Annotated in this window: 26 protein-coding genes; 8 read left to right on the top strand and 18 right to left on the bottom strand. The window is 38.6% G+C overall.

What is annotated here, in order from left to right; translation table 11 throughout:
• Positions 1–96 precede the first annotated feature (96 nt).
• Positions 97–828 carry an amino acid kinase family protein gene (locus AC1ECF_RS13840; protein WP_480390023.1) on the top strand — a complete coding sequence of 244 codons (732 nt, stop codon included), beginning with the start codon at positions 97–99 and terminating at the stop codon, positions 826–828.
• On the opposite strand, the gene AC1ECF_RS13835 is transcribed toward AC1ECF_RS13840, so the two are convergent.
• A complete protein-coding gene (locus AC1ECF_RS13835) occupies positions 822–1,904 on the bottom strand; it encodes a CAP domain-containing protein (RefSeq protein WP_480390022.1) in 1,083 nt (360 codons plus the stop codon). The genes AC1ECF_RS13840 and AC1ECF_RS13835 overlap by 7 nt on opposite strands.
• Before the next feature lie 146 nt (positions 1,905–2,050).
• Here AC1ECF_RS13835 and AC1ECF_RS13830 point away from each other — a divergent pair, with 146 nt between their 5' ends.
• Together AC1ECF_RS13830 and ytvI are read left to right on the top strand one after the other, a co-directional pair.
• Positions 2,051–2,419, top strand: coding sequence for a YugN family protein (locus AC1ECF_RS13830; protein ID WP_480390021.1), 369 nt, complete (start codon positions 2,051–2,053; stop codon positions 2,417–2,419).
• A 1,022-nt stretch (positions 2,420–3,441) separates the two neighbouring features.
• A complete protein-coding gene (gene ytvI / locus AC1ECF_RS13825; protein ID WP_480390020.1) occupies positions 3,442–4,506 on the top strand; it encodes a sporulation integral membrane protein YtvI in 1,065 nt (354 codons plus the stop codon).
• 62 nt (positions 4,507–4,568) lie between these two features.
• On the opposite strand, the gene AC1ECF_RS13820 is transcribed toward ytvI, so the two are convergent.
• The 7 genes from AC1ECF_RS13820 to cyoE all read right to left on the bottom strand — a co-directional run bounded on the left by AC1ECF_RS13820 (position 4,569) and on the right by cyoE (position 11,179).
• Positions 4,569–5,030, bottom strand: a complete 462-nt coding sequence (locus tag AC1ECF_RS13820) for a DUF420 domain-containing protein (RefSeq protein ID WP_480390019.1) — start codon at positions 5,028–5,030, stop codon at positions 4,569–4,571.
• Positions 5,031–5,048: 18 nt separating this feature from the next.
• Positions 5,049–5,954 carry a cytochrome c oxidase assembly factor CtaG gene (gene ctaG / locus AC1ECF_RS13815; RefSeq protein WP_480390018.1) on the bottom strand — a complete coding sequence of 302 codons (906 nt, stop codon included), beginning with the start codon at positions 5,952–5,954 and terminating at the stop codon, positions 5,049–5,051.
• A 242-nt stretch (positions 5,955–6,196) separates the two neighbouring features.
• Positions 6,197–6,532, bottom strand: coding sequence for a cytochrome c oxidase subunit IVB (gene ctaF, locus AC1ECF_RS13810; protein WP_480390017.1), 336 nt, complete (start codon positions 6,530–6,532; stop codon positions 6,197–6,199).
• 1 nt (position 6,533) lies between these two features.
• Positions 6,534–7,163 (bottom strand): cytochrome (ubi)quinol oxidase subunit III, encoded by a 630-nt coding sequence (locus tag AC1ECF_RS13805; protein ID WP_480390016.1) that lies wholly within the window; start codon positions 7,161–7,163, stop codon positions 6,534–6,536.
• Positions 7,164–7,165: 2 nt separating this feature from the next.
• Positions 7,166–9,034 (bottom strand): cytochrome c oxidase subunit I, encoded by a 1,869-nt coding sequence (locus AC1ECF_RS13800; protein WP_480390015.1) that lies wholly within the window; start codon positions 9,032–9,034, stop codon positions 7,166–7,168.
• Positions 9,035–9,069: 35 nt separating this feature from the next.
• Positions 9,070–10,155, bottom strand: coding sequence for a cytochrome c oxidase subunit II (gene coxB, locus AC1ECF_RS13795; RefSeq protein WP_480390014.1), 1,086 nt, complete (start codon positions 10,153–10,155; stop codon positions 9,070–9,072).
• A gap of 100 nt (positions 10,156–10,255) precedes the next feature.
• Positions 10,256–11,179 (bottom strand): heme o synthase, encoded by a 924-nt coding sequence (gene cyoE, locus AC1ECF_RS13790; RefSeq protein WP_480390013.1) that lies wholly within the window; start codon positions 11,177–11,179, stop codon positions 10,256–10,258.
• A gap of 323 nt (positions 11,180–11,502) precedes the next feature.
• On the opposite strand from cyoE, the gene AC1ECF_RS13785 reads away from it, so the two are divergent.
• The gene (locus AC1ECF_RS13785) at positions 11,503–12,414 is read left to right on the top strand and encodes a COX15/CtaA family protein (RefSeq protein ID WP_480390012.1); all 912 of its coding nucleotides are present in this window, start codon (positions 11,503–11,505) and stop codon (positions 12,412–12,414) included.
• Positions 12,415–13,487: 1,073 nt separating this feature from the next.
• Here the strand turns inward: AC1ECF_RS13785 and pyc are convergent.
• From pyc to AC1ECF_RS13770, 3 genes are all read right to left on the bottom strand, one after another.
• Entirely contained in the window at positions 13,488–16,928 is a 3,441-nt protein-coding gene (gene pyc, locus AC1ECF_RS13780) for a pyruvate carboxylase (RefSeq protein ID WP_480390011.1), read from the bottom strand.
• Positions 16,929–16,940: 12 nt separating this feature from the next.
• Entirely contained in the window at positions 16,941–18,107 is a 1,167-nt protein-coding gene (locus AC1ECF_RS13775) for an FtsW/RodA/SpoVE family cell cycle protein (RefSeq protein ID WP_480390010.1), read from the bottom strand.
• Between the two features lie 86 nt (positions 18,108–18,193).
• Positions 18,194–18,475, bottom strand: a complete 282-nt coding sequence (locus AC1ECF_RS13770; RefSeq protein WP_480390009.1) for an Fpa/YlaN family protein — start codon at positions 18,473–18,475, stop codon at positions 18,194–18,196.
• Between the two features lie 172 nt (positions 18,476–18,647).
• Between AC1ECF_RS13770 and AC1ECF_RS13765 the strand changes: the two genes are divergently transcribed.
• Together AC1ECF_RS13765 and AC1ECF_RS13760 are read left to right on the top strand one after the other, a co-directional pair.
• Positions 18,648–19,145, top strand: coding sequence for a P-loop NTPase family protein (locus AC1ECF_RS13765; RefSeq protein WP_480390008.1), 498 nt, complete (start codon positions 18,648–18,650; stop codon positions 19,143–19,145).
• Between the two features lie 11 nt (positions 19,146–19,156).
• Positions 19,157–19,360 carry a YlaI family protein gene (locus AC1ECF_RS13760; protein WP_480390007.1) on the top strand — a complete coding sequence of 68 codons (204 nt, stop codon included), beginning with the start codon at positions 19,157–19,159 and terminating at the stop codon, positions 19,358–19,360.
• Positions 19,361–19,423: 63 nt separating this feature from the next.
• On the opposite strand, the gene AC1ECF_RS13755 is transcribed toward AC1ECF_RS13760, so the two are convergent.
• The 3 genes from AC1ECF_RS13755 to typA form a co-directional block, all read right to left on the bottom strand.
• Positions 19,424–19,564: a hypothetical protein gene (locus tag AC1ECF_RS13755; RefSeq protein WP_480390006.1), complete on the bottom strand. Its 141-nt coding sequence runs from the start codon at positions 19,562–19,564 to the stop codon at positions 19,424–19,426.
• A 202-nt stretch (positions 19,565–19,766) separates the two neighbouring features.
• On the bottom strand, positions 19,767–20,090 hold the full coding sequence (locus AC1ECF_RS13750) for a YlaH-like family protein (protein WP_480390005.1): 324 nt from the start codon (positions 20,088–20,090) through the stop codon (positions 19,767–19,769).
• A 21-nt stretch (positions 20,091–20,111) separates the two neighbouring features.
• The gene (gene typA, locus AC1ECF_RS13745) at positions 20,112–21,959 is read right to left on the bottom strand and encodes a translational GTPase TypA (protein ID WP_480390004.1); all 1,848 of its coding nucleotides are present in this window, start codon (positions 21,957–21,959) and stop codon (positions 20,112–20,114) included.
• Positions 21,960–22,063: 104 nt separating this feature from the next.
• Between typA and AC1ECF_RS13740 the strand changes: the two genes are divergently transcribed.
• Positions 22,064–22,249, top strand: coding sequence for a YlaF family protein (locus tag AC1ECF_RS13740; protein WP_480390003.1), 186 nt, complete (start codon positions 22,064–22,066; stop codon positions 22,247–22,249).
• A 110-nt stretch (positions 22,250–22,359) separates the two neighbouring features.
• Here AC1ECF_RS13740 and AC1ECF_RS13735 read toward each other — a convergent pair whose 3' ends face one another.
• Together AC1ECF_RS13735 and AC1ECF_RS13730 are read right to left on the bottom strand one after the other, a co-directional pair.
• Positions 22,360–23,154: an inositol monophosphatase family protein gene (locus AC1ECF_RS13735; RefSeq protein WP_480390002.1), complete on the bottom strand. Its 795-nt coding sequence runs from the start codon at positions 23,152–23,154 to the stop codon at positions 22,360–22,362.
• A gap of 90 nt (positions 23,155–23,244) precedes the next feature.
• On the bottom strand, positions 23,245–23,442 hold the full coding sequence (locus AC1ECF_RS13730; RefSeq protein WP_480390001.1) for a hypothetical protein: 198 nt from the start codon (positions 23,440–23,442) through the stop codon (positions 23,245–23,247).
• 158 nt (positions 23,443–23,600) lie between these two features.
• Between AC1ECF_RS13730 and AC1ECF_RS13725 the strand changes: the two genes are divergently transcribed.
• Positions 23,601–24,230 (top strand): YktB family protein, encoded by a 630-nt coding sequence (locus AC1ECF_RS13725; protein ID WP_480390000.1) that lies wholly within the window; start codon positions 23,601–23,603, stop codon positions 24,228–24,230.
• 80 nt (positions 24,231–24,310) lie between these two features.
• Here AC1ECF_RS13725 and AC1ECF_RS13720 read toward each other — a convergent pair whose 3' ends face one another.
• Both AC1ECF_RS13720 and AC1ECF_RS13715 read right to left on the bottom strand, forming a co-directional pair.
• Entirely contained in the window at positions 24,311–24,580 is a 270-nt protein-coding gene (locus AC1ECF_RS13720; RefSeq protein ID WP_480389999.1) for a UPF0223 family protein, read from the bottom strand.
• Between the two features lie 13 nt (positions 24,581–24,593).
• Positions 24,594–25,553 carry an NAD(P)H-dependent flavin oxidoreductase gene (locus AC1ECF_RS13715; protein ID WP_480389998.1) on the bottom strand — a complete coding sequence of 320 codons (960 nt, stop codon included), beginning with the start codon at positions 25,551–25,553 and terminating at the stop codon, positions 24,594–24,596.
• Between the last annotated feature and the right edge of the window lie 115 nt (positions 25,554–25,668).

Below are 25,668 nucleotides of genomic sequence, written 5' to 3'. Positions count from 1 at the left end.
CCTACACCAAACTTTTGTTATCGCATACAGTAAAATGAATTCCTTGTATCGTATGAACGGAGTGTTTGAAATGTCACGAATAGAGTTGTTGAATAAATGATAGTCCAAAAGTACGGCGGAATTGCTATGCAGGATGAGAAACACCGACAATTAGTCAAAGAAAGAATCACGAAAGCAATTTCTGCTCATCAACAAGTGTTAGTTGTCGTCTCGGCCATGGGTAGAAGAGGACAAAGCTATGCTACTGATACTCTTCTAGATTTGCTCCCCCCATCTGCTCCTAGTGTAGAAACGGATTTATTATCCGCTTGTGGGGAACTCATATCAGCGTCTGTATTATGTGCAGAGCTGAAAAACGATGGTATTCCAGCAACCATGTTATACGGCAAAAATGCTGGAATTATTACGAATGAGGATTACGGCAACGCCGTGATCAAAACTGTAGATACAGAAGCAATCCTTCAGTCATTTCAAGAATTTCAATGCATCGTAGTACCAGGTTTTCAAGGCGTTTCCGAAAACACCCAAAACTTCACGACACTTGGTAGAGGAGGCAGCGACTTAACAGCGGTTGTTTATGGCTATTACTTACAAGCAGATGTAGTAGAGTTCTATAAAAATGTCCCAGGTATTATGACATCAGACCCCTTTCGCAATGAAGGAGTAGAGCTAATCCCTTCTATGACTTACGAAGAGCTTCAAGAAAAAATAAATGAACCCGTCGAAGTCATACAAAAAAGAGCAGCAAATTTTGCTGCCCTTCACAACGTCCCCCTGCACATTCGCTCCTTATATGAGGAAAGTAACGGAACTTATATTTATCAATAATCATACTTTTTCTTCCACATACCCGGTCGTTCAATAAAGTTTTGAGTGTAATAATTACTGTACACCCCTACTCCAGTATGGGTGTACGTTTTTCCTAATAAAGTATCTCGATGATCCTTAGAGTTCAACCAGCCGTTAACTGCTTCTCCTGCATCAAAGTAAAAGGCTGCAGTGTTTCCACCTGCTCTATTGAAGGAAATCGAGTACTCCTTCAGCTTGTCACTAAACTTGGCAATTTCAAAGCCTTCATTTGCTACTATATTATTCTTTGCCATCTCTTCACTATTTGTTTGAGCCATCTCTTGTAAAGCTGGGTCTGATTCAAGCACCTTTACACCATGTCGAAAGCGATAGACATTCGAAATCTCTACTACTTGTCTAGCATTCTCAATATCTATTTTAGCTTGCAGCGACGAGTTTGGGATCGGTGTTTCCACTACAGAGCCGCTATACAAAATATCATAAGGTTTATGAAGCAGCAAGGTAGTTGGATCCGTAAACCGAACAGCCTCTAAGCTTTGATCTTCCTGATCAATATACAGCATGGCATATACGTCCTCAAACTGCACCAGTATTCTAGTATGAATATCTTGCTCATTCAGAGAAAACGTATACATATTCTCATCCAGGGTCATCGTTATCTCAGAAGAGACGAGCGTAAAACGATAAATATCTTCAAGAGTTTGACCGATTTGGTAGGGAGCCGTGTCTAGCATATTTCCAAACGCAAAAACCTGCGTAACCTTATCGTCCTGAACACCTACTAGCATATAACTAGAAAAAGAAGCATTATACACCCACCAATCATATCCAAACGAAGACGGCTCGACCCTGATCGGTTTCCCATACTCCTCGACCACCTGCTTCGTCGGCTGCCCAATGAAAGTGGAAAGTCCGATTTTCGGCCTTTCAAAAATATTATTTGTCTCTACTATTTCATTTTCCTCTAAAGGAATAAGCTGTCCGTAATTATTTGAGCCAGTAATGATCTCATTTTCCTGTATCGGAGTATCAAAATATATATAGAGTAATAACAAAAATACTACTATAAGCAAAATGCGAAATAGATTTTTCATTACCCCCACCCCCTACAGTTTCTTCTTCATAGTATATCAAGTCATTACATAAACAGACAATGTTATCATTGCAACATTCTTAAATTTAAATTAATATAAAATAGAACGTATTTTTAGGTAATTGAACGTGAAGGAGGTAAACAGCAATGTATTTCGAAAACACTGGAATAGAAAACAGAGTAGTAGATTTAAATCTACTTGATGATGTAATGAAAGAACATGGTTTAGTTCGTGCAGGTCAATGGGACTATGAGCGAGTGACTTACGATAAAAAGTATGTTATTAAAGAGGGAACTTTTTATCTTCGCGTGTTTGGTTACACAAAAGATGGAGATGTAGGCGCTCATGACGCAAACATTACCCTACTAAAGCCTGTTCTTGGTAAGCACTACTATCCACACGGTGTGGAATATGGAGAAGGCGAGCACTTCCCTAACCACCTTGTAAAATCATGCCAACAAACACTAGCTGCTTTAAACAAAGAACTTGCAGCATTTGAAAATCACCATGCATAACCTGTAAGAAGACAAAGCTATTATGGACTTTGTCTTCTTTTTTTCTTCTAGAATCATCCTATATTACTAGACCGGATATTGAGCATTGGATATCTATTTCTCTTCGAATAATTGTCCCCTCTGTCGTACCCAAGAGAAAGCTGCCTATTCGGGTTTCGAATGAGAATAAGCACCAGTACCAAAATCCCTTGCTTACTATTCAGGATTCCTGACCGATAACTAGATTATAAGCTAAGTGAGAGTAAATCGCTTGTATCCGAGAGTAAACCATCCCTAACCGAGAGTATTGGGTCTAAATGAGAGTAAGCCTCGTCTATCCGAGAGTAATCGACATCTATCCGAGAATAAAGTCTTGGCAAGCGAAAGTAAATCCCACTCGACCGAGAGTAAGCTCTAAAATCGAATCGAAGATCCTTGCTTACTATTCATGATTCCTGTTTATAAGCCAAGTGAGAGTAAATGACTTGTATCCGAGAGTAAACCATCCCTAACCGAGAGTATTGGTCCTAAACGAGAGTAAACCTCGTCTATCCGAGAGTAATCGACATCTATCCGAGAATAAAGTCTTGGCGAACGAGAGTAAATCCCATTCGACCGAGAATAAGCTCTAGCTTCGAAAAATCCTTGCTCACTATTCAGGATTCCTGTTTATAAGCCAAGTGAGAATAAATAACTTGTATGCGAGAGTAAACCATCCTTATACGAGAGTATTGGGCCTAAATGAGAGTAAACCCCGTCTATCCGAGAGTAATCGACACCTATACGAGAATTAAGTCTCTACGAACGAGAGTAAGTCCCACTCGAACGAGAATAAGCTCTATAATCGAATATACTCCTTTTACCACCCATTCCCACTTAATAGAAAAAAAACTCAAATTCTCCATATACATATTGTCCTTATGGAAAAGGTTAGAATAAGTATCTAAAAGTTAACGTAAAGTGGAATGTTAAGGAAATTTTCCCGTTCAAAATGGAATATGTTGTCTATACTAATAAGAGCAAGCACAAAGGAGCAATGGAGAATGGTATTAAAACGAATAAAAAAAGAACATATTAAATACGCTGTGGTGATTCTCATACTCCTTCTTGTAGCTCTTTTTATACTACCTGCGTCTATTCCTATCGTATTGGCTTTGCTCACGGCAATATGCCTTGAACCTATCGTCAAATTTACGGAAAGGACATTTAAATGGAAGCGGAAACCGGCTGTCATAGCAAACTTCAGCTTTTTTATTACCATCATTTCTGGTTTGCTATATTTGGTCATTACAAAGTTAATTAGCCAGCTCCTTTATTTATCCAATATGATTCCATATTATCTAAACAACCTAACGGGATTTTGGATTGATTTTCAAAATAATTTATTCAAATATATGGAGGGTCTACCTACCGAGATTGTTTCTACCATCCAGGACAAATTGGATTCTATATTAATGAGTATGCGAGATGCTTTGCTAGATCTCCTTAGCTATTCTAATATTTCAGCATTACTTACCAATATTCCAGGTTTTATTGTAAATTTTATTGTGTTTATCATAGCGTTATTTCTATTTATGCTTGATCTCGAAACGCTGAGAGTTAAGTTTTTTTCCTTCTTATCAGATGCTACTGCCTATAAGGTTCGCTTCATGTCAGGTAGTGTGAAAAAAGTGGCAATTGGTTTTTTCAAGGCTCAGATACTAGCAAGCTTAATCATTCTTGTCGCATCTTTCATTGGTCTATTATTTATTATCTCTCCGAAATATGCACTGATTATGGCAATCGTCATTTGGATTATTGATGTTATCCCGATATTAGGATCTATAGCAATACTGGGGCCTTGGGCTATCTATCATTTTATTACGGGAGATATGATACTCGCTACGAAGCTAACGATATTAGCTATTATTCTGCTCATTATAAGAAGAGCTGTCGAGCCTAAGCTAATGGGCTCTCAAATGGGCATATCTCCTCTCGCAATTTTAATCGCGATGTTTGTTGGAGCAAAGCTGTTTGGCTTCCTAGGCTTTTTACTAGGACCTTTGATTGTCATACTCTTTTTAACCGCAAAGGAAGCGGGAATGATTCGCTTAAACTTCAAATTATGACAATAAAAAAAGTGGAGACCATGAATCAGTCTCCACTTTTTTATTATTATATTTCCTTAGAGTTACCCACCAAGAATCGCTTTGAAGACAGATGTTGTATCTCCACCACTATAGAAAACATACAGCAGAAGATATACTGCGACACCAGTGATAGCTACGAAAAACCAGATAACACTTGTAATAGGACCTATTTTTCTATGCTTTTTAATATTGTCCTTATAGCCAAGGTAAAGCGTAACTAGTCCAAAAACTGCTCCTACTGTCGCTAATATAATGTGGAAAATCAAGAAGATAGTATAATATATTTTAATATCTTCTGGACCACCAAATGCCGTATTCCCTATAAATAAAGTTCGAGAAACGTAGATAATGAAAAAAGTTAAGGCAGATATAGCAGCAAGGGTCATTACTTTTTGATGTGCATCTATTTTTCTTTGCTTCACTAATATCCATCCGATTGCTACTAAAACCGCACTTAGTACGATAAAAAATGTACTAATGGTAGGTAAAACTGGAAGACTCATCTTCATTCTCCTTAGAAATTAAAATTTTGCTTGTATTTTTAAATCGTCTAATGCCTTTTGTGTGATTGCGTCCGCATTATCTTTTTCTGATTTAGACCATTTGAAGAAAATCGAAGCTAAGAAAAATGCGTAAATTAGCTCTTGAATTATCTTCATAAGAATGCCACCAAGCTGCTGATCCGCATGAGGTGTCATACTAGAGAACAATTCAGGTCCTGATAGGTTTAGACTGGATAAAGTATCTACTGGGACACAAAGCTCCATTGCCTTCAACCAAACATCCGCATTTGTATAAGTTTCATACATGGCATGTCCAGAAAATATAATTAGCGCACACGCTGGTGTGATAAGAATCGCACTCGCCACAATAAAGCCTATCTTTTTCAAGCCATGCAAACCTTCTCCCACTACATCAAATACAGACCACCACATAAACACAGCTGATAAAAATAAGCCAAATGTGTATGCTCCATGTAGTGCTTCATTTAACTTCACATAATCAAAAATCATGGGAATATGATAAATCGAGAAAATAGCAGTAAACACGATAAGAGCCAATAGAGGCTTCGTCACAACAGGAAATATCTTCTTCACTACTGGCAGTTCAATTACAGCCTTCCAAACCCACCAAGGAATCCCCTTGATCAATAACGGAGGCACCAATAGGAGTAAAAGAGCCATCTGTGTCATATGAAAAGAAAACATAATATGTGCAAGTAAATCAATCGGTGAGCCTTTTACGATATAAATTAAAACAAGTGCTATAGTAAAATTGATTGCTTCCGACTTTTTCAATGGTTCAGAGACCTTAAAATCGCCTCTCCACTTTACTGTGATTAAATAATATAAAATAGCCATACAAGCTAATAATCCAATTAATACCGGACTCCACAATGCCTGGAACCCAAATATGCTGATAGACATAGTCCACCCTCCTTTAAACGTTGCTCCATCTTATTATACTGGGCTACTACCATAACTTCAAATGAACGAACTATGACAATTCAGAAAAAAGGTTCATCAGTAAAATGTTGGGTGGTGTCATGCTGCAAAAGACACTTCTCTTTTAGTTGCTTCATACACCTACATGTTGTTTAGAGCACTCCCAAAGTACATTTTTTAAAATAATAAAAAGGCTAAGTGAAAATTCACTTAGCCTCTTTTTATTAGTTCCACCAAACGATTGTGATAAACGTAATAACAAATGTTGCACCGATCAATGCGCCAAAGTACAAGAAGAACGCTGGTACATTGTGGCCCTTCTCACTCATGTGCATGAAATAATACAGTTGAAGTACTACTTGCACTCCTGCTAATAGCAGGATGATTGGAATAATGAAGTATTTAGACATATCAGCAGCTACTGCTGTAAATGCGATAAGCGTTAAGAAAATCATGATAGCGAAGGTGGTAACCTGTAATCGCATATTTTCTCTTCTTTTGCGCTTTAAATATTCAAATTCCGTGTTAGATCTTACGTAAACTTGTGTGTCGTGTCCCATCTTAGCCAACAACTCCCATCAAGTATACTACTGTGAAGATGAATACCCACACTACGTCGATGAAGTGCCAGTATAACGAAGCAGTATAGTATTTTGGTGCGTTATACAAGTTAAATCCACGTTTTGCGTTACGGATTAACAACAGAATAATCCATCCTAATCCAATCACAACGTGAAGACCGTGCGTCCCTACAAGCGTATAGAATGCAGAGGAGAATGCACTGTGTCCATAGGTAAATCCAAATGCATGTACATAGTGATAAAACTCATAAATCTCTAATACTAAGAACGCTAAACCTAGAAGAACCGTAATTGCCATCCAAGTTTGAGTACCTTTAAAGTTATGATTCTTCATATGGTACATAGCATAAACACTTGTTAAAGAAGAAGTTAATAGTAACATTGTCATGACAAATACTAGAGGTAATTCAAATATATCTTGAGTAGTATACTCCATTCCCTCTGGACCTTTGTTTTTTAACGCTAGATACGTTGCGAACAAGCTCGAGAAAAGAACTGTTTCACCACCAAGGAATAGCCAGAAGCCTAAAAACTTGTTTTTACCTTCCAGTGTAGCCTGCTCTGGATGATCAGGCCATGATTGCGGGGAGTACTTTTTATTTAAGTCCATTATTAATTACCCCCTTTTTCTTTCATTAAATCTTCTTTATGGATGTGATATCCAAGATCGTCTTTCACAGAACGAACAGCCATAGAAGCTACAGTAATCGCAAGACCGATAACTAGCACTGGTACAGACCAATCACTATCAGGCACGTCATTGTAAAGAGCTCCGAATGCCGCAATGAATAAACCTAGAGACATTACGAAAGGAATAAAGGAGTTATTTGGCATATGAATATCAGAGATTGGCTCTGCGTATGTCATACCTTCTTTATTTCCTTCTTGCTTTTCAATCCAGAAAGTATCTAATCCACGAACAAGTGGAGTTTGTTTAAAGTTGTAGAATGGAATTGGTTGTGGAATCGCCCATTCAAGTGTACGTCCATCTTTCCATGGGTCATTACCAACTTTTTCGTTTTTCACAACTGTCAAAATAATATTCACTACTAGGATAATAACACCAATTGCCATGAAGATCGCACCAGAAGAACTGATAGCATTGTATAAATCCCATCCTTGGTCTGCTCCGAATGTGAATACACGACGTGGCATACCCATTAATCCTAAGAAATGCTGTACGAAGAACGTTAAGTGGAAACCGATGAAGAAGAACCAGAAAGTCCACTTACCTAGTTTTTCACTTAGCATTTGGTTAAACATTAATGGCCAGTATAAATGTAGCGCAGCTAAAATAGCTAATACTACCCCACCTACGATTACGTAGTGGAAATGGGCAACGATAAAGTAAGAATCATGTAATTGATAGTCAAGCGGAGCAGCTGCTTGCATGACACCAGTAACACCACCAGCTACGAATGAAGGAATGAAACCTAACGCATAAAGCATAGGTGTCGTAACCTTGATACTTCCTCCCCAAATGGTAAGTAGCCAGTTAAAGATTTTAACCCCAGTAGGTACCGCAATTGCCATCGTTGCTACCGCAAAGATTGCGTTTGCTGTAGGCCCTAAACCAACAGTGAACATATGGTGAGCCCAAACCATGAATCCAAGGAAACCGATTAATACTGTAGCGAATACCATCGCAGTATAACCAAATAGTCTTTTACGAGAGAATATAGCAAAAATCTCAGAGAAAATACCGAATGCCGGTAAGATCAAGATATATACTTCAGGGTGTCCGAAAATCCAGAATAAATGCTCCCAAATAATTGTATTACCACCCATTGTGTGATCAAAGAAGTTACCATAGAACATACGGTCAAAGATTAAGAAGAAAAGACCAATTGTTAATGGTGGGAAAGCGAACAGAATTAACGCACTAGCAACAAATGTAGTCCAAGTGAACAACGGCATACGCATATACGTCATACCAGGTGCACGCATGTTAATAATTGTTACTAGGAAGTTGATACCCGCTATATATGTCCCTGCCCCGGATATTTGGAGCCCGAGTGCATAAAAGTCAATACCAAAACCAGGTGATGCTAGAGAAAGAGATGCATAAGAAGTCCAACCAGCATCAGGTGCACCATCAAAGAACCAAGAAAGGTTTAAGAAGATACCACCGAAAAAGAATAACCAAAATCCAAGTGCATTTAAAAATGGAAATGCTACGTCACGCGCACCAATCTGTAATGGCACGACGGCATTCATAAAACCAAAGAGTATCGGCATGGCGGCAAGGAAAATCATTGTTGTACCATGCATTGTTATAATTTCATTGAAAAGACCAGCACTTAAAAAATCATTGTCCGGTTTTGCTAACTGAATACGAATTAGCATTGCCTCGATACCGCCGATTACAAAGAACAAACCACCGGTAGCAAGGTAAAGGACTGCGATTTTCTTATGGTCAACCGTAGTAAGGTAATCCCATAAGGTTGCGCCAAAGCCTTTTTTCTTAGCTATAGAACTCACAGCTTAAACCTCCCTCATATTTATCCGTTGATAGATTACTTTTCAACAGATAATCCCATTAAGTATTCTGCTAGAGCATCTAATTGCTCATCATTAAATTTCTTGCCGTTGTTCATTGTTTCAGGCTGCGGCATGATATTTCCAGGCTTGTATTTCTGAGGATCATTGATCCAATTTTTAAGATCTTTTTCGTCATGTTTCATGAAACCAGCTACACGGTTACGATCTCCAAATGACGCTAAGCTTGGTCCTTGTTGATCAGCAGGTGCTGTTCCTGAAGTAGCATGACATCCAATACAACCAGCGCTCACAAAGATTTCTTCTCCTTGTGCTGCTAGCTCTGAATCAGCAGAAGCTTCTGTCGTTTTCATTGCTTCTACCCAAGTGTTGAAGTCTTCCTTAGCTAGTGTTTTTACTTTGAAATCCATTAAAGCATGGGATGGACCACAAAGCTCTGCACATTTACCGTAGAATACTCCGTCTTTCAGACCTTCAGATTCTTTATCAAACTCTAAGTAGAATTGGTTAACGTTTTCTACGTTATTATCCATTTTCCCACCAACGGATGGAATCCAGAATGAGTGTTTAACATCCGCTGCTTTTAAGTTGAAGTAAACTTTTTCATTCGTAGGAACTACTAATTCTTGTGCAGTAACAATACCTAAATCTGGATATTCAAATTCCCACCAGTATAGTTTAGCAGTTACATTCACTTGAAGAGCTGTTTTATTCCCCTCTTCATCTACTTCTTCCATTGCTGATACATCTGCATGCTTATACGTGTAATAAACAGTTGGAACTGCAAGGATAAGAATTAAAATAATCGGAACAACTGTCCAAATTAGTTCAAGTGTGTGACTTCCTTCTACTTGCTTAGGAATGACATCTTCTCCAACTTTTTTACGATTGAAGCGAGTAAGCGCAATTACATAGATGATTACTACCACTATAATAACAAAAGTCATAATTGCAGTCGCGAGTAGTAGCAAATTAAATTGATCTCTTCCGACTTGTCCAGCAGGTGCTAGCGTAGATAAATATTCTTCGCCACAACCCGACAAGAAAATCGTAAGAGCTGCTAACAGTGAAAAAAGTCGCCATTTTTTGAGCCCTTTCATCATAGCTAAATCAAACCCCTCTTTCATTATTGTGTTCATGTGCATTTGGACTGTGGTTCAGTTTTATATGAATTCTTAACAATTAAAGAAAGAATTCCAGTAGTTAAACAAAAATAGAAATGATGATCATGGAAACAAAAAGAATAGTCATATAGTTTAATGAATATATGAACATACCAGTAGACCATTTGATATCATCTTTTGCACGGAAGCCTTTTAGTGCTAGCACGAGCCATCCAATATTTAATGCTGTAGCAATTACTAGAAAAGCAATACCTAGCTCCTTAAGTAGGAATGGCAAAGGGAATAAGAGTATTACCCAAGCTAGCATAGACACTTTTGTGCGTTTAAAGCCTTTCACAACCGGTAGCATTGGTATGTTTGCAGCTCGGTATTCATCCGTACGCTTCATTGCTAATGCATAAAAATGTGGTGGTTGCCATACAAACATGATTAGAAACAATCCGAAAGCACCGATACCCAAACTTGGTTCTACTGCAGCCCAACCGATTACCGGTGGAATGGCACCAGAGATACTACCAACGATTGTATTACTGACATGTCTTCTTTTTGACCACATAGAATATAAAACTACATAACTAAAAATACCCGCCAGTCCCCAAACTCCCGCAGAAGTTGAAGCCATAAATAAAAAGATTTCACCTACAACCAATAAAGAGAAAGAAGTTATCAGCACGGCTGATGGTGTAAATCTCCCTGTAACTGTCGGTCTTCCTTTTTTACTTTTCATCACTGGATCAATATCGCGATCAATATAATTATTCATCGCTGCCGATCCCGCAATAATAAAAGCAGAACCAAAAAGAGTAAAAAAGAGTAAATCTAACTCTTGTAGAAAACTGCGATTCGTAAATTGAAAAGCCAACCATAAGCCTGTAAAGGTAGTTACCAAATTTGAATTTACTATTCCAATTTTTATTAATGAAAGGAAGTCTTTCAAAAATGATGTAGTTACTGGGTCCCTCTTCGTTTCGTTTGTAGCGGTGATAGAATGACCATTTGACATGCTGCCCCTCCTTTCATAGTTGTAAGCATATTCCGCTACTTAATACTATATCGAAAATTCTTTACAATTTCTAGAGTCAAAAGAGATTTCCGAATTATAGCACTAATTCCTAAGATTGCTTACAATCATAACAATAGTAAATCATTTCCGCTATCTCTGCGTTGCTTAGAAGGGGCAATTTTATGAACAATTTGTGAATTGATGATTTCCCAGCAATCTGTTCAAATGTTAAACATTGTTTTTTCTTGTCGGTTTCGATATTATCAAGTAGCAGATTGCTTTAATAGAAAGCATATAAATCAACATATAAAGTAGGTGAAGTATTGCATTATAATAAATATCTTAAATGGTTAGCTGTTGCTTCAACAATCGGTATGCTCCTAATTCTATTAGGTGGTGCCCTTGTAACGAAAACAGATAGCGGGATGGGTTGCGGAAGACATTGGCCAGGCTGTAATGGACAGCTGATTCCAGATGTAATCACAGCAGAAGTATTAATAGAATTTTCCCATCGATTAGTTACAGGTGCAGTGGGTATATTAATTGCAGCTTTATCTATATGGTCATGGCGTGCATTAGGACATGTTAGGGAAACAAAATTTCTATCTTTTATGGCATTATTTTTCTTAATACTACAGGCCTTGATTGGTGCAGCACAAGTATTATGGGGTCAAGGTGACTTTATACTTGCTCTTCACTTTGGAATCTCCTTAATTTCCTTTGCAGCAGTATTACTTCTAACTCTCTTAATATTTGAAGTAGATAAAAAGTTTAATGCTGATAAAGTGAGAATAGGAAAGACGCTGAAATTCCATACAATCGGTGTAATTTTATATTCTTATATCGTTATCTATACAGGCGCTCTAGTGAGACATACCGAATCAAGCTTGATTTGTAACGATTGGCCACTATGTAACAACGAGAGCTTTGCACTTCCTTCTAATTTATACGAATGGGTGCAGATGGGACATCGTTTAGCTGCTGGACTAATATTTATTTGGATATTAATCATTGCTATTCATGTCATAAAGCATTATAAAGATCAAAAGGTAGTATATTGGGGCTGGATTATCGCCTTAATTCTAGTAAGCTGCCAGGTAACAACCGGAGCTATCGTTGTCTTTACGAAACTCAACCTCTACATTGCATTATTACACTCATTATTCATATCACTCCTATTCGGACTGCTATGTTATATGGTATTATTGCTATCTCGTAGTAAAATAAAAGAATAGCATAACTAAGCTGTACGGACTAAACCGTACAGCTTTTCTTTACCCCATATTTTAGTAGATTAATACACATCCATTCTCCCCTTTTTTAAACCAAACACATACCAATTCCCTACAAAACAGCTTATATATCTATCTACCATCAAAAGCAATCATAAAAAAGCTTTAGACAAAGCAGCCTCGGCAACTCCTATAGAAACAGGGTGATGCGTGAGCGATAGCACCCTGTGATAGTGTTTAGCTATGGCTCATTCTAAACAGGAAAAGTGTCCGCCTAAAGCGATTTCACTTTCTTTATCTCCACATGTCTAATAGTAGTGGCCAATCCCTCATTATCTTCACCTCAGAAGTGACAGGCAGCTTTGACTTACTTTAGGGCTGGAAAACTAAGAACGACATGTCGTGTGACAACGTTTCCCTGACCAACATCCTATTGGCCTCACGGAAAGCGTCTGACACAACGGAGAACCTGGAATCATAAGAATTAGAAAGAAAAAAGGGTGGTCAAGCCCCCTTCCTTTCTTGATAAGTAGTGTTATTCATTCTAATATTGATTGATTAAAATTCATTAATAGAAGGAAGTACTACTGGTTCGTAGCAGCGGCGGCGACTCCTGCGGGAGCAGGGTGATAGGTAAGACAGCACAGCCACTCGCGTAAGAGTTGGGTGCTTACTTCCGGAAAGCATCTAAGCAGTGGAACCTAGAGTCTTAGAAATCTGAATGAAGAAAAGCAGACGACCAGCCAATTTCTTTATTGATAAGTTTTATTCTTTCTGATATTTATTATTAAAATTCATTTAAATTTATAGAAGATAACACTATTTGGTTCGGAGCAGCGTCGGCGACTCCTGTGGGAGCAGGGTGGTAGGTAAGACAGCACAACCACGCGCGTTAGCGATGGGTGCTGGCTTACCACGCCCCCACGGAAAGCGTCCGACGCAGCGGAGAACCAGCGGTTCAAAATAAAAAAGCACTTACGATCCCATCATCCAGATAGAATCATAAGCGCTCATTTAATTTGCCCTAACCCAATATTTTGGTATAGGCACTAACTTACTTTAATATATAGACAGCCTTATTGTCTTTCCATTTCAATTAGCAAATCACCTGTTTGGATGCCTTCTCCAGCACCTACATAAATCTCTTTCACGATTCCATCATATGGAGCTTGAACCGTCGTCTCCATCTTCATCGCTTCCGTAATTAGTAGATGCTCTCCTCGTTTCACGGAATCACCTTTTGACACAACTACCTTCAATACAGTCCCAGGCATCGTTGCGCCAATATGGCTTTCATTCGTTACATCCGCTTTTGGTTTCGTCAGATGAGTCGTTTCCATATTCATATCTTGTATCGTAATCTCACGTGGCTGACCATTTAACTCAAAATAAATGATACGATTGCCTTCTGCTGTAGGCTCACTAATCGATACAAGCTTAATCATTAGCGTCTTTCCAACCTCTATTTCGACTTCAATCTCTTCTCCAAGATTCATACCATATAAGAAGGTTGGCGTATCTAACACGGACACATCACCAAAGTTTTTCACTGTGGCGCAATATTCGTCGAATACCTTTGGATAAAGCGTATAGGCAAGAACCTCTTGACAAGAAACAGGTCTACCCATCTTTTCAAATAGTTGTTTTTCAATCTCTTCAAAGTTGACTGGCTCTAATAATTCACCAGGTCTTACCGTGATAGGCTTGCGATCTTTTAAGATGACTTTTTGTAGCTCTGCCGGGAAGCCACCATATGGTTGCCCAATATACCCTTCAAAAAATTCAATAACAGAGTCAGGGAAGTCTACCATTTTCCCTCTCGTAATCACTGAAATTTCATCTAGATTATTTTGTACCATAAATAAAGCCATGTCTCCCACAATCTTAGAAGATGGGGTTACTTTTACTACATCCCCGAACAATAAATTAACTCGGGAATACATTTCTTTAACCTCTTCCCATCTGTCACCTAATCCAACAGCCTTTGCTTGCTGTTGAAGATTGCTATACTGTCCACCTGGCATTTCGTGTACATAGATTTCTGTATGTGGGCTCATCATGCCACTTTCAAAGTCTTTGTAGTATTTACGAACGCCTTCCCAATAGCCAGATAGCTTTTCAAAGGATTGCACATCTCCAATAATCTCTCGTGAACTGCCTTTCATCGCATAGCTCAAGCTGCTTGCACTTGGCTGTGAGGTTAAACCAGCCATAGAACTTAGAGCAGTGTCTAAAATATCTACTCCTGCATCGATTGCCTTTGCATATGTGTAAATACCATTTCCACTTGTGTCGTGCGTATGAAGGTGAATTGGTATATCCACTGTCTCCTTTAGCTCGCTAACTAGACGATATGCTGCCTCCGGTTTTAACAAACCAGCCATATCTTTAATTGCCAGAATATGTGCTCCTAGCTGCTCTAGTTCCTTCGCCATGTCCTTATAATATTGAATTGTATATTTACTTCTTGAAGGGTCTAAAATGTCTCCTGTATAGCAAATAGCCGCCTCTGCAATCTTTCCGGACTGTCTAGTAGCATCGATCGCTACTTCCATCCCTTTGATCCAGTTCAAGCTGTCGAATATTCGGAATACGTCCACACCTGCTTCTGCAGAGCGTTGAATAAACTCACGAATCACATTATCTGGATAGTTTTTATATCCTACTGCATTTGCTCCACGGAAAAGCATTTGGAACAACACATTCGGAATCATTTCGCGCATTTTAATCAAGCGATCCCATGGATTTTCTTTTAAGAATCGGTATGCAACATCGAAAGTTGCTCCTCCCCACATTTCAAAGGAGAACAGGTCATGCATCCCTCTAGCAGATTGCTTTGCTATCGCATACATGTCATAGGATCTAACACGTGTTGCTAATAACGACTGATGAGCATCGCGGAATGTCGTGTCTGTTAACAGAACGTTTTTTTGATCCTTCACCCACTTCATCAGACCTTCTACACCCTGCTGCTCTAAAATATCCTTTGTTCCTGCAGGAGGTGCCTCTGATAAATCGAAGTTTGGTATCGTTGTCTGTTCAAATGCCGGCTTACCCTTTTGCTCAATTCCTGGGAAGCCGTTTACAGTCACGTTTCCTATGTAGTTCAGCAACTTCGTGCCACGGTCTTTTCTAGTCGGGAATAAAAACAGCTCTGGTGTTGTATCGATGAAGCTAGTATTAAATTGACCTGATAAAAACGATGGGTGCTTAACAACATTCTCTAAGAAAGGAATATTCGTTTTAATTCCTCTAATACGGAACTCTTGTAAATTCCGGTCCATCTTCGCTGCTGCTTCTTTAAAGGACATTCCCCATGTAGAAACCTTTACTAAAAGAGAATCGTAATAAGGGGATATAACTGCTCCCTGGAAGCCATTTCCTGCATCTAGACGAACTCCAAAGCCACCGCCTGAGCGATAAACCATAAGCTTCCCAGTATCAGGCATGAAGTTATTTAGTGGATCCTCTGTAGTAACACGAGACTGAATGGCATAACCAAATAACGGGATATCCTCCTGCTTCGGTATGTTCATATCCTCGCTATTTAAAGACAATCCATCGGCAATTTTAATTTGCGCATGGACAATATCAATCCCTGTAATCATTTCAGTAATTGTATGCTCCACCTGAATACGTGGATTTACTTCGATGAAATAAAATTCATTATCCGTAACCAAAAACTCTACAGTACCTGCATTAACATATCCAACATTATTCATTAGCTTGACTGCCGCCTGACAGATTTCATCTCTTAGCTGTGGGCTCAATGAATTAGAAGGTGCAATTTCTACTACCTTTTGATGTCTTCTTTGAATAGAACAATCACGCTCGTACAGGTGAAGAAGATTTCCTTCTTTGTCACCAAGGATTTGAACCTCTATATGCTTTGGCTTATCAATAAATCTTTCAACATAAACCTCGTCTGAGCCAAATGCTGCTTTAGCCTCTGATTTCGCACGATCATAAGCACTCTCCAGCTCCTCCTTCGAAGGCACCACGCGCATTCCACGTCCGCCTCCACCTAAGGAAGCCTTAATCATCAGAGGGTAACCATGCTTTTCTCCAAAGGCTCTCATTTCCTCTAGGCTTCCAACCGGACCGTCACTACCAGGTATAACTGGAATTCCAGCATTTATTGCCTGCTCACGTGCCTTTACTTTATCTCCAAACATATCTAAATGTCTCGATTCAGGTCCAATAAAAATGATCCCTTCCTCTTCACATCTTCTAGCAAACTCAACATTTTCTGATAGGAATCCATACCCCGGATGGATAGCATCTGCATTACTCTTCTTGGCAATCCGAATAATATCTTCTATATCTAGATAAGCATCAATCGGTTTCTTCCCTTCTCCAACCAGATAGGATTCATCTGACTTAAAGCGGTGGAAAGCTCCACTGTCTTCTTTGGAATATACCGCAACCGTACGTAAGTTTAACTCCGTACATGCACGGAAAATTCGAATAGCAATTTCTCCTCTGTTTGCTACTAATATTTTCTTGATATTATTCATTCACTGCACCCCTTATTGTTTTGACTTTTCTAACTTAACAAACATAGAAACATTCATCAAAATCCCCATTGCGATCGATAACAGAATGACTGACGTACCACCATAGCTGATAAATGGTAATGGTACACCCGTTAATGGGATAAGTCCTAGCATTCCTCCTAGATTCACGAATGTTTGAAAACCTATTATACTGGCTATCCCAGCAGCTATCATTCTTGCTTGAGGATCCTTTGTGGTTATGCTGATTGAAATGGCTTTAAAAACCAGAAAAAATAATCCTAGTAAAACAACAAGCACACCTATCAGTCCTAGCTCCTCTGCAATGATGGCCATGATAAAATCTGTATGTGGCTCTGGCAGGTACCCAAACTTCTGATTCGAATTGCCGAGTCCCAAACCTTTAAGCCCACCTGACCCAATTGCGATATAGCCATTGACAATCTGATAGCCGAAATTAAGTTCGTCTGCAAAAGGATTAAAAAACGCTTCTAATCTTCCTAACCGTCGCTCCGTCAGCAAAGAATCCTTTAATAGGTAAATAACTAACAAACCGAATGCTATTACAATACTAACTAACCCTATCATTTTAGCAAAATACTTAAATTTAATTCCACTAACAGCTATAACTGAAACCGCCACAAAGCAAATAATTAAAGTATTTCCGATATCTGTTTCAAGCATTACGGATACAAATACACCTAGAAGGACCAGTAACGGAGGACCAACTGATTCATTTAATTTATTGATAGTACCTGCTTGATATTTTTTAGTAAAGATAGCCGCAAAATAAAGAACAATCACGATTTTTGCGACTTCCGACGGTTGGATATTCCCAAAGCCGAGGTGAATCCAGCTTTGAGATCCACTTTCCCCACCAGAACCGATAAAATGTACTAACAACAGCAAGGTAAACATGACACCAAGCATTAGCATCATCATCGGCTTACTTTTATAATGCTTATAAGGAAAAATAGACGCGAGAAAAAACGCTGGAAGAGAGATTGCGAGATTCAGCTTTTGGTTATTAAAAAAGACATCCGGCTCCCAACCATACTTGATTACAGCCCAGCCCATACTTGCGCTATAAATCATCACTAGTCCGAACAAGCAAAGAGACAAATAGACAAAAAACAATGGGTAGTCGAAGTGTTTAAAGTATCGTTTGAAATATGTAATCATTTTAACTCCTTGTTTGTACTTAATAAAAAACCTCGTGAAAATACTATAGAAAAAAACTCAAACACGACTTGTTTGAGTTTGTTAATTTATTTTTCTGTATGGATTTCGTGTAAAACAGACAGTTCTTTCTCCAAGGAGGCCATAATTTCTCTACCCTCTTCTTTTTCAAGAAGGCCAAGCTTTACAGCAAAGTCTATTTCACGAGACAAACCAAACATTTGCGTATCAAGAACCTCTTCATATAGAGGACATTGTGGCATTGTCAGATTATCCATTTGAACTTTTATCAATTGAGCTATCTTTTCAGCATCTTTTTTAAGAAGCTCCAATGCTTTCTCCTTATAGGAAACCTGTATATTTGTATCCATGAGGACGCCCCCATTATTTTTATTTCTGTTCTTTAACTTCCTAAAGTGTATCTTTGAAATGAAAAAAATGCAAGTGTTCTATCATGTATAATAGGGAGATAATGAATATTTCTTTAGAAGTTTTCAATTTCCTTGTATACTTATAACTAGAAAGATGAAGGAGGCAATTTTGATGGAATTTATCATTCCTATAAAGGGTGCAGTGAAATTTAGTATTACACTTGACCCATCGGTTTGGATCTTTGATGATCGTAAAATAGATTTAGATGAATACTTCGAAGGAAAATACGAGTATAAAGATGAGTCAGAAGAATATACAAAAGTCACCTCTGCCCATTGGTCTCGTGAAATTATAGAAGGAGCCGTATTTCCTCCTACTTTAAAGTCCGAAAAGAAATATGAAAGAACAAAATTACTAACCAATACCTATGGAATTGATTTAAAGCAATTCATCTTAAACGCAGAACCAAATAAAGACACAACTACTTTAGTCATTGAAACGGCTAATGGAGAGCATAAGCTTGCGCTAGATGATTTAGACAGTATTCTCATGAAATTTAGTCACAAAGGAAAGCCTTTAAAGGAGGATGGACCTGTCCATATTATTTATAAAGACGGTTCAAACCTTAATAATCCCATCAAACAAATCACAGCATTTCGTGTAGAGTAGGAGCTGATGAAATGAAGGTACAATGTGTCATTTGCGATAAAATCGATGAGCTACCACACGACCTACCTCTAGCTAAAAAGCTTCGAAATCGCCCCATTCATACGTATATGTGCACTATTTGTCACCAACGTATTGAAGAAAGAACGAAAGAACGTCTAGCAACTGGGAACTTCTACTTCTACAGAAGCTCACGTTTAATAGAAAACGATTTCTAACCCAAAATAACCACACCCTCTTTATCTAAAAAGAGGATGTGGTTTTCTATTGGTAAAACGAGCCTAAAAGTTGACTTTCGCAAGTAAATCTATTGGAACCGTACGTAACCTCATCACGACTGCAAGTAAAGGCTCCGCCTCCGCAAGTAACCAACTCACAGGCGCACATATTATCTCTACGACCACATGTATTTGAAGAGACATGGGAATGCCTTCCCAAAGAAGCTGTCTAGCTGGCTAAGTGGTAGCGGTCCATCCTTTTCGACTAGTAACTACCAGTCACAAAATATTTTCACCAATATATTCCCATTCTAAATTCAAATCACCGTTTTACTACCCAAGTTAGATTTCACTTACTATTTTCATACGAAAAAGCACTAAAATCCAAGGATTCTAGTGCTTTCTCTTAAGAAGCTGTGCCTCTTTTTTCTAGCTTCATTCGTGTTTTGTAAATAATCAAGATCAATGCTGCTACGATTAATCCTTCTACTACTGGAAGGAAAAAGGCTAGGAACGTTAGCATTAAGCATCCCAAAACTAAGAAGATATAAATCACTACGTTTTGGCTAAATTTCAGCTTTTTGGCAAAGCCTAGCTTATAAACAATCACGGATAACAAAAAGACGATGAAAAACAATACATAACCAGCCACATCGAAGTTTGGCATTACTTCATAGATATATCTAGCGATGCTTGACATCCTACCAAAAACAAATTGCTGCTCCTCCAAGGTTCTACACCCTTTCAGTTACTATTCCTGTTCAGCGTATTTCTTTTTCTTCGCCATACGTTCGCGCTCATTCTTATCAAGAATTTTTTTACGTAAGCGGATTGACTCAGGTGTTATTTCACAATACTCATCATCATTTAGATATTCTAGAGATTCCTCTAGAGACATTAGACGAGGCTTCTTAAGTGTTGTTGTTTGTTCTTTATTAGCAGAACGAATGTTGTTTGCTGCTTTCACTTTTGTGATATTCACTGTTAAGTCATTATCACGTGTATGCTCTCCAACAATCATTCCTTCATAGATTTCTGTTCCTGGCTCTACGAAGATAGTTCCACGATCTTCTACTCCTTGAATTCCGTAAGTAGATGCTGCACCTGTTTCCATTGAAACAAGAACCCCTTTAGATCTGCCTCCTACACGACCAGGTGCCATTGGCTTGTACTCTTCAAAAGTATGGTTGATAATTCCATAACCACGAGTTAGGGTAAGGAATTCTGTTGTATAACCGATTAATCCACGAGCTGGCACTAAGAAGATAAGACGTACTTGGCCGCTTCCGTTATTGATCATATCTAGCATTTCACCTTTACGTACACCGATAGATTCAATAATTGATCCAACGTTTTCTTCAGGCACGTCTATTTGAACACGTTCTACTGGCTCACAACGAACCCCGTCAATGACCTTCACGATAACCTCTGGCTTGGAAACTTGAAGCTCAAAGCCTTCACGACGCATGTTCTCAATTAAAATAGATAAATGCAATTCTCCACGACCAGATACAACCCAAGCATCCGGAGAATCTGTTGGATCTACACGTAAAGATACGTCCGTTTGCAGCTGTGCATCCAAACGTTCTTGAATCTTACGAGCAGTTACCCATTTTCCTTCACGACCTGCAAATGGACTATTATTCACAAGGAACGTCATTTGTAGAGTCGGTTCGTCGATATGAAGAATCGGTAGAGCCTCTTGGTGCTCGATTGGACAAATGGTTTCTCCAACATTGATATCCTCCATACCAGAGATTGCAATCAAATCTCCTGCAGAAGCTTTTTGAATCTCTACTCGTTTCAATCCTAAGAAGCCAAAGATTTTTGTTACACGGAAGTTCTTTACAGAGCCGTCTAATTTCATTAGAGCTACTTGCTGTCCAACTTCGATAGTACCGCGGAAGACACGTCCGATACCGATACGACCAACATAGTCATTGTAATCAAGTAATGATACTTGGAACTGAAGTGGTTCCTCACTATTATCCACTGGTGCAGGAATCTGTTCTACAATTGCATCGTAAATAACTTGCATGTTTTCTTCTTGATCAGCAGGGTCATCTGAAAGACTCGCTGTTCCATTAATACCAGATGCATAGATAACAGGGAATTCTAATTGTTCGTCGTTTGCTTCTAATTCAATGAATAATTCAAGCACTTCATCTACCACTTCAGCAGGACGAGCAAAGTCTCGGTCAATTTTATTTACCACTACGATAGGTTTGATGTTTTGCTCAAGAGCCTTCTTCAACACAAATCGAGTTTGTGGCATACAACCTTCATATGCATCTACGATTAATAGAACACCGTCTACCATTTTCATAATACGCTCTACTTCTCCTCCGAAGTCAGCGTGTCCAGGTGTATCCAAAATGTTGATTTTGGTATCTTTATATTGAATGGCTGTATTTTTCGCTAGAATCGTAATACCACGCTCACGCTCAATATCACCAGAGTCCATTGCTCTTTCTTCTACATGCTCATTTGAACGGAACGTACCAGATTGTTTTAATAATTGGTCAACTAATGTAGTTTTTCCGTGGTCAACGTGTGCTATAATAGCTATGTTTCTTAAATCTTGACGTAATTTTGTCATATTTCCACTCCATATTCTTTTTTCGACTCCATAACTGTGTTATTATATCACAAGCGAGATTAAAGTAATAATTTTTTTCACTATTTTTTTGGAGGTTAACATAAATGGGTAATATTAAATGGATTTTCGTTCTGTTCTCCCTAGGTGCAATGCTTTCTATGGCCTTGATTGGAGTAGCTGTTGCACTACGCAATATACCACTGATCATCCTTTTCATCGTCTTGTTGTGTGTAGTAATGGGCTTTGGCTTTAAAACAAAGAAGCAAATGAGAGAAAAGGGCTTGTTATAGACTCCAATCATCTATAGAGTCAAATTGAATGAATAGCACTTATGATAAAAAATCATAAGTGCTTTCTTATTTCTGCACCAAACAGGGTATCTCCCATTACCTTGCCTCTTTTATTTCTTCCATAAAATATATTCAGATAACAATTGCTCATGTAAGCCAGGCTTCGAAACTAGGAAGGAGCCCTTCTTTAATAGATTGACAGATTCACTCACCAAGGTTGAAACTATTGCCCCTACTTCTTTGGCAATGACCATGCCTCCTGCCACGTCCCACGGGCCTAACCGCATCGACATATAAGCATCTAACTTACCAGTTGCTACATAAGAGATTTCGATAGCAGCAGATCCCAGTGACCGAGTAGCTCGTGCATCCCGAAGTAGTGCAAGCATTCCATCATGCTCAATATATCGATTAGGAGCAATCCAACTAGCATTAACCCCGATAATCGCTTGGTCCACTGTCGTGCTTTCTAAAGGAGGAATTCTAATATCGTTCACATAAGCACCCTCATTAGCTGTGGCACTTACTAGCTCATCCTCCATCACGTTATAAATATACCCGAGTATCCCAACCCCATCTTTGTATATCCCCAAAGAAATCGCAAAGTTTCGCTTAAAATGAATAAAGTTAGTAGTTCCATCAATCGGATCGAGTATCCATACATACCCTTTTAAATCAGTAAAGGTATCCCCAAACCCTTCTTCTCCCAAAATGCGATGGTCTGGATAATCACATCGAATATGGCGAATAAAAAACTGTTCGGTTTCTTTATCGATATTGGTTACTAAGTCATTTGCTGCTTCTTTTGATTCAATAATAAGTTCGGAAGAAAACGAATGCCGTATATTATTAGCTGCTTGTTTAATCAGCGATTTTGCATATTTATCTAAAGAATGTAAGTTCATCGACAGCTCCCCTTCTACAACCATTTCTTCTAGTATAAAGAAAAAAACACCTGCTGTCGTTTACTAGCATGGTGTCTTTTATTATTAGTGTCAGTCGAGTGCATTAAGCTCTTCTAACAGCTTGTGAATTTCTTTCAGCTGCTCCTTGGTATCGCTTATCTCTTCCTCATCGTTGTTTTGCATGGCCTCATATAAAGTTGCAAGCTGGTAATCCAACTCTAATTTCAAGGTCTGGATTTTTTCCTTCTCCATGTCATATTTTCGGATAATATGCACAACCTGTCTCATAGTTAACACACCTTTCTCCACTATAATTTCTTGAATATTTAGAACTTTTATTTTACATTATGCAACTGGTCGATATGTGTTAAATTAATTTAACTACTTACAAGATTTTTACCCATAAATTCGTTAAAATAAACATAGAAAGTGAAAGGAGCCATGATATGAACAAAACTTTTTGGAACAAATCAGACTTTGAAGTATTCGAAATAGAGGGCTTAGAAAATAGGATGACCGCTTTAATTGAACGTATTCGCCCCAAATTTGAGAAATTAGGGGAAGTTTATAGCGGTTACTTTTCAGGAGTATTAGGAGATGAATATTTCCCACATGTCGCTAAACACGCACGACGTTCAGTCAATCCACCAAAGGATAGCTGGGTTGCCTTTGCACCGTATAAACGAGGCTACAAGGCTTTACCACATTTCCAAATTGGTTTATGGGGATCTCACCTCTTTATTATCCTGGCAGTTATTTATGAAGCTCCTGACAAAAAGGGGATTGCAGAGCGCTTACTAAGCAAACAAAATCTCTTTGCTAAATTACCTGAAGATTTTATCGTTTCAGGCGATCATATGAAGCCAGAAGCCTTTCCTATCCAAGAAGCAGGAAAAGACGGTGTAGAGGAGCTTTTAATTAGATTACGCGATGTGAAAAAAGGAGAGTTCCTAGTTGGAAAGCATATACCAAGGGAACAAGCGATCAAGTTAAGCGAAGAAGAATTCTTATCTATCGCAGAAGACACCTTTGATAAACTTCTTCCGATTTATAAAACAATGATTCAAATGAAATAATCAAGAATAGAAACCTCTACATAATCTCTAAAAAATATAGGCGTTCCAGAAGCATGGTGAACTTTGGAACGCCTTTCATTTTACCCTTTGATTATCGTATTATTATCTGATTCCTTCATCTTTTTAATAATTGGGTAGCTTGCATATCCGCTCTCTTTTTCAAAGTCGCGAAAATATGTTTTTTCCTCAGCGATCGAAGGAACTATCTCCTTGAATCGTCTATATTTTTCCATTAGTACCTCTCGTTTAATGCCTTTTTCATAGGCATCCTCTATTGCTTCAAAAAATTGGACAACATCCACTATTTCTTTCGTTGACCAATCCAATGAAAAAGGATAGCTATATTCCATGTCTTCATCTCTCCTATAGACTCCATTTTTTGCGTATGTCTGTTGCTTCCTGAACCATCCTATGGATAAGCTCCTCCGTCGTCGGAATATCCTTTATCATCCCAATCGCTTGACCTGCCCAGCCGAAGCCTTGATTGTCTAAGCCATTATAAATGAATTGCTTATTAGCTTCTCCACTTATATAGTCCTTCAGCTGGTCATAAGTAGGGTTTTCTTGCTCCAGTTTCAGGATTTTATCGGTCCATTCGTTTTTTAAGGCCCTTGCTGGCGCTCCTAACGATCTTTTTATAACGACCGTATCATTTTCTTCTTTCGTTAATATGGCTTGTTTATAGGCCTCAGATGCATGGATACATTCCTTTGTTGCAATAAATCTTGTACCCATTTCGATGCCCTCTGCTCCTAACGCATGCGCAGCCATCCAGCCACGGCCGTCCGCTATGCCACCCGAAGCTATGACGGGGATAGATACGGCATCTACTACCTGAGGAATTAATACCATTGATCCTACGTCATCTCTTCCAAGATGACCTCCACCTTCCTGACCAACTACCATTACTGCATCAGCACCTAATTGCTCTGCCTTTTTCGCTTGACGCTTTGCCGCAACAAGCACTAATTTTTTAATCTTGGTATTTGCCAGCTTTTCTAATAAAGGAGCAGGGTTTCCACCAGTCATAGAAATGACAGGGACATCTTCTTCTATCGCTACTTCCAACATATGCTCATATGGTTTTCCTGTTTGTCCAATCGCATAGTTTACTCCGAACGGCTTATCCGTTAGCGTCCTAACTCGATGAATTTCCGCTCGCAGCTCTTCAGGAGTTTTTAAACTCATGGCAGTGATTTGGCCAAGTCCTCCCGCATTAGAAACAGCTGCACAAAGATCAGAATATGCCAAATAAGCTAAACCACCTTGAATGATTGGATATTTTATTTGCAGCAACTCTGTAACTCTCGTTTGGAATGTCATAGTCTTTCCCCCTTTTCATCAGTGTAAAGAATCCTTTAGCAGGTTTCAAATACTAACATTTTTATAGTAATACTTTTCCTGAAATGCTATAATTCTCTTGTTTCAAAAAGTTCCA

The sequence above is a fragment of the Psychrobacillus sp. Z3-81 genome, from assembly GCF_056620325.1.
The sequence above is the reverse complement of the archived record's forward strand: the minus strand, read 5'-3'. Positions and strand labels throughout refer to the sequence as shown.

Coding starts and splice junctions, on each gene's coding strand:
- AC1ECF_RS13830 (WP_480390021.1), top strand. CDS start 2,051: ATGTATTTCGAAAACACTGGAATAGAAAACAGAGTAGTAGATTTAAAT.
- AC1ECF_RS13730 (WP_480390001.1), bottom strand. CDS start 23,442: ATGAGACAGGTTGTGCATATTATCCGAAAATATGACATGGAGAAGGAA.
- AC1ECF_RS13835 (WP_480390022.1), bottom strand. CDS start 1,904: ATGAAAAATCTATTTCGCATTTTGCTTATAGTAGTATTTTTGTTATTA.
- AC1ECF_RS13755 (WP_480390006.1), bottom strand. CDS start 19,564: ATGTCTCTTCAAATACATGTGGTCGTAGAGATAATATGTGCGCCTGTG.
- pyc (WP_480390011.1), bottom strand. CDS start 16,928: ATGAATAATATCAAGAAAATATTAGTAGCAAACAGAGGAGAAATTGCT.
- coxB (WP_480390014.1), bottom strand. CDS start 10,155: ATGATGAAAGGGCTCAAAAAATGGCGACTTTTTTCACTGTTAGCAGCT.
- AC1ECF_RS13715 (WP_480389998.1), bottom strand. CDS start 25,553: ATGACATTCCAAACGAGAGTTACAGAGTTGCTGCAAATAAAATATCCA.
- AC1ECF_RS13760 (WP_480390007.1), top strand. CDS start 19,157: ATGAAGGTACAATGTGTCATTTGCGATAAAATCGATGAGCTACCACAC.
- typA (WP_480390004.1), bottom strand. CDS start 21,959: ATGACAAAATTACGTCAAGATTTAAGAAACATAGCTATTATAGCACAC.
- AC1ECF_RS13765 (WP_480390008.1), top strand. CDS start 18,648: ATGGAATTTATCATTCCTATAAAGGGTGCAGTGAAATTTAGTATTACA.
- AC1ECF_RS13735 (WP_480390002.1), bottom strand. CDS start 23,154: ATGAACTTACATTCTTTAGATAAATATGCAAAATCGCTGATTAAACAA.
- AC1ECF_RS13805 (WP_480390016.1), bottom strand. CDS start 7,163: ATGGACTTAAATAAAAAGTACTCCCCGCAATCATGGCCTGATCATCCA.
- AC1ECF_RS13820 (WP_480390019.1), bottom strand. CDS start 5,030: ATGAGTCTTCCAGTTTTACCTACCATTAGTACATTTTTTATCGTACTA.
- ctaF (WP_480390017.1), bottom strand. CDS start 6,532: ATGGGACACGACACACAAGTTTACGTAAGATCTAACACGGAATTTGAA.
- ctaG (WP_480390018.1), bottom strand. CDS start 5,954: ATGTCTATCAGCATATTTGGGTTCCAGGCATTGTGGAGTCCGGTATTA.
- AC1ECF_RS13775 (WP_480390010.1), bottom strand. CDS start 18,107: ATGATTACATATTTCAAACGATACTTTAAACACTTCGACTACCCATTG.
- cyoE (WP_480390013.1), bottom strand. CDS start 11,179: ATGTCAAATGGTCATTCTATCACCGCTACAAACGAAACGAAGAGGGAC.
- AC1ECF_RS13725 (WP_480390000.1), top strand. CDS start 23,601: ATGAACAAAACTTTTTGGAACAAATCAGACTTTGAAGTATTCGAAATA.
- AC1ECF_RS13840 (WP_480390023.1), top strand. CDS start 97: ATGATAGTCCAAAAGTACGGCGGAATTGCTATGCAGGATGAGAAACAC.
- AC1ECF_RS13770 (WP_480390009.1), bottom strand. CDS start 18,475: ATGGATACAAATATACAGGTTTCCTATAAGGAGAAAGCATTGGAGCTT.
- ytvI (WP_480390020.1), top strand. CDS start 3,442: ATGGTATTAAAACGAATAAAAAAAGAACATATTAAATACGCTGTGGTG.
- AC1ECF_RS13720 (WP_480389999.1), bottom strand. CDS start 24,580: ATGGAATATAGCTATCCTTTTTCATTGGATTGGTCAACGAAAGAAATA.
- AC1ECF_RS13740 (WP_480390003.1), top strand. CDS start 22,064: ATGGGTAATATTAAATGGATTTTCGTTCTGTTCTCCCTAGGTGCAATG.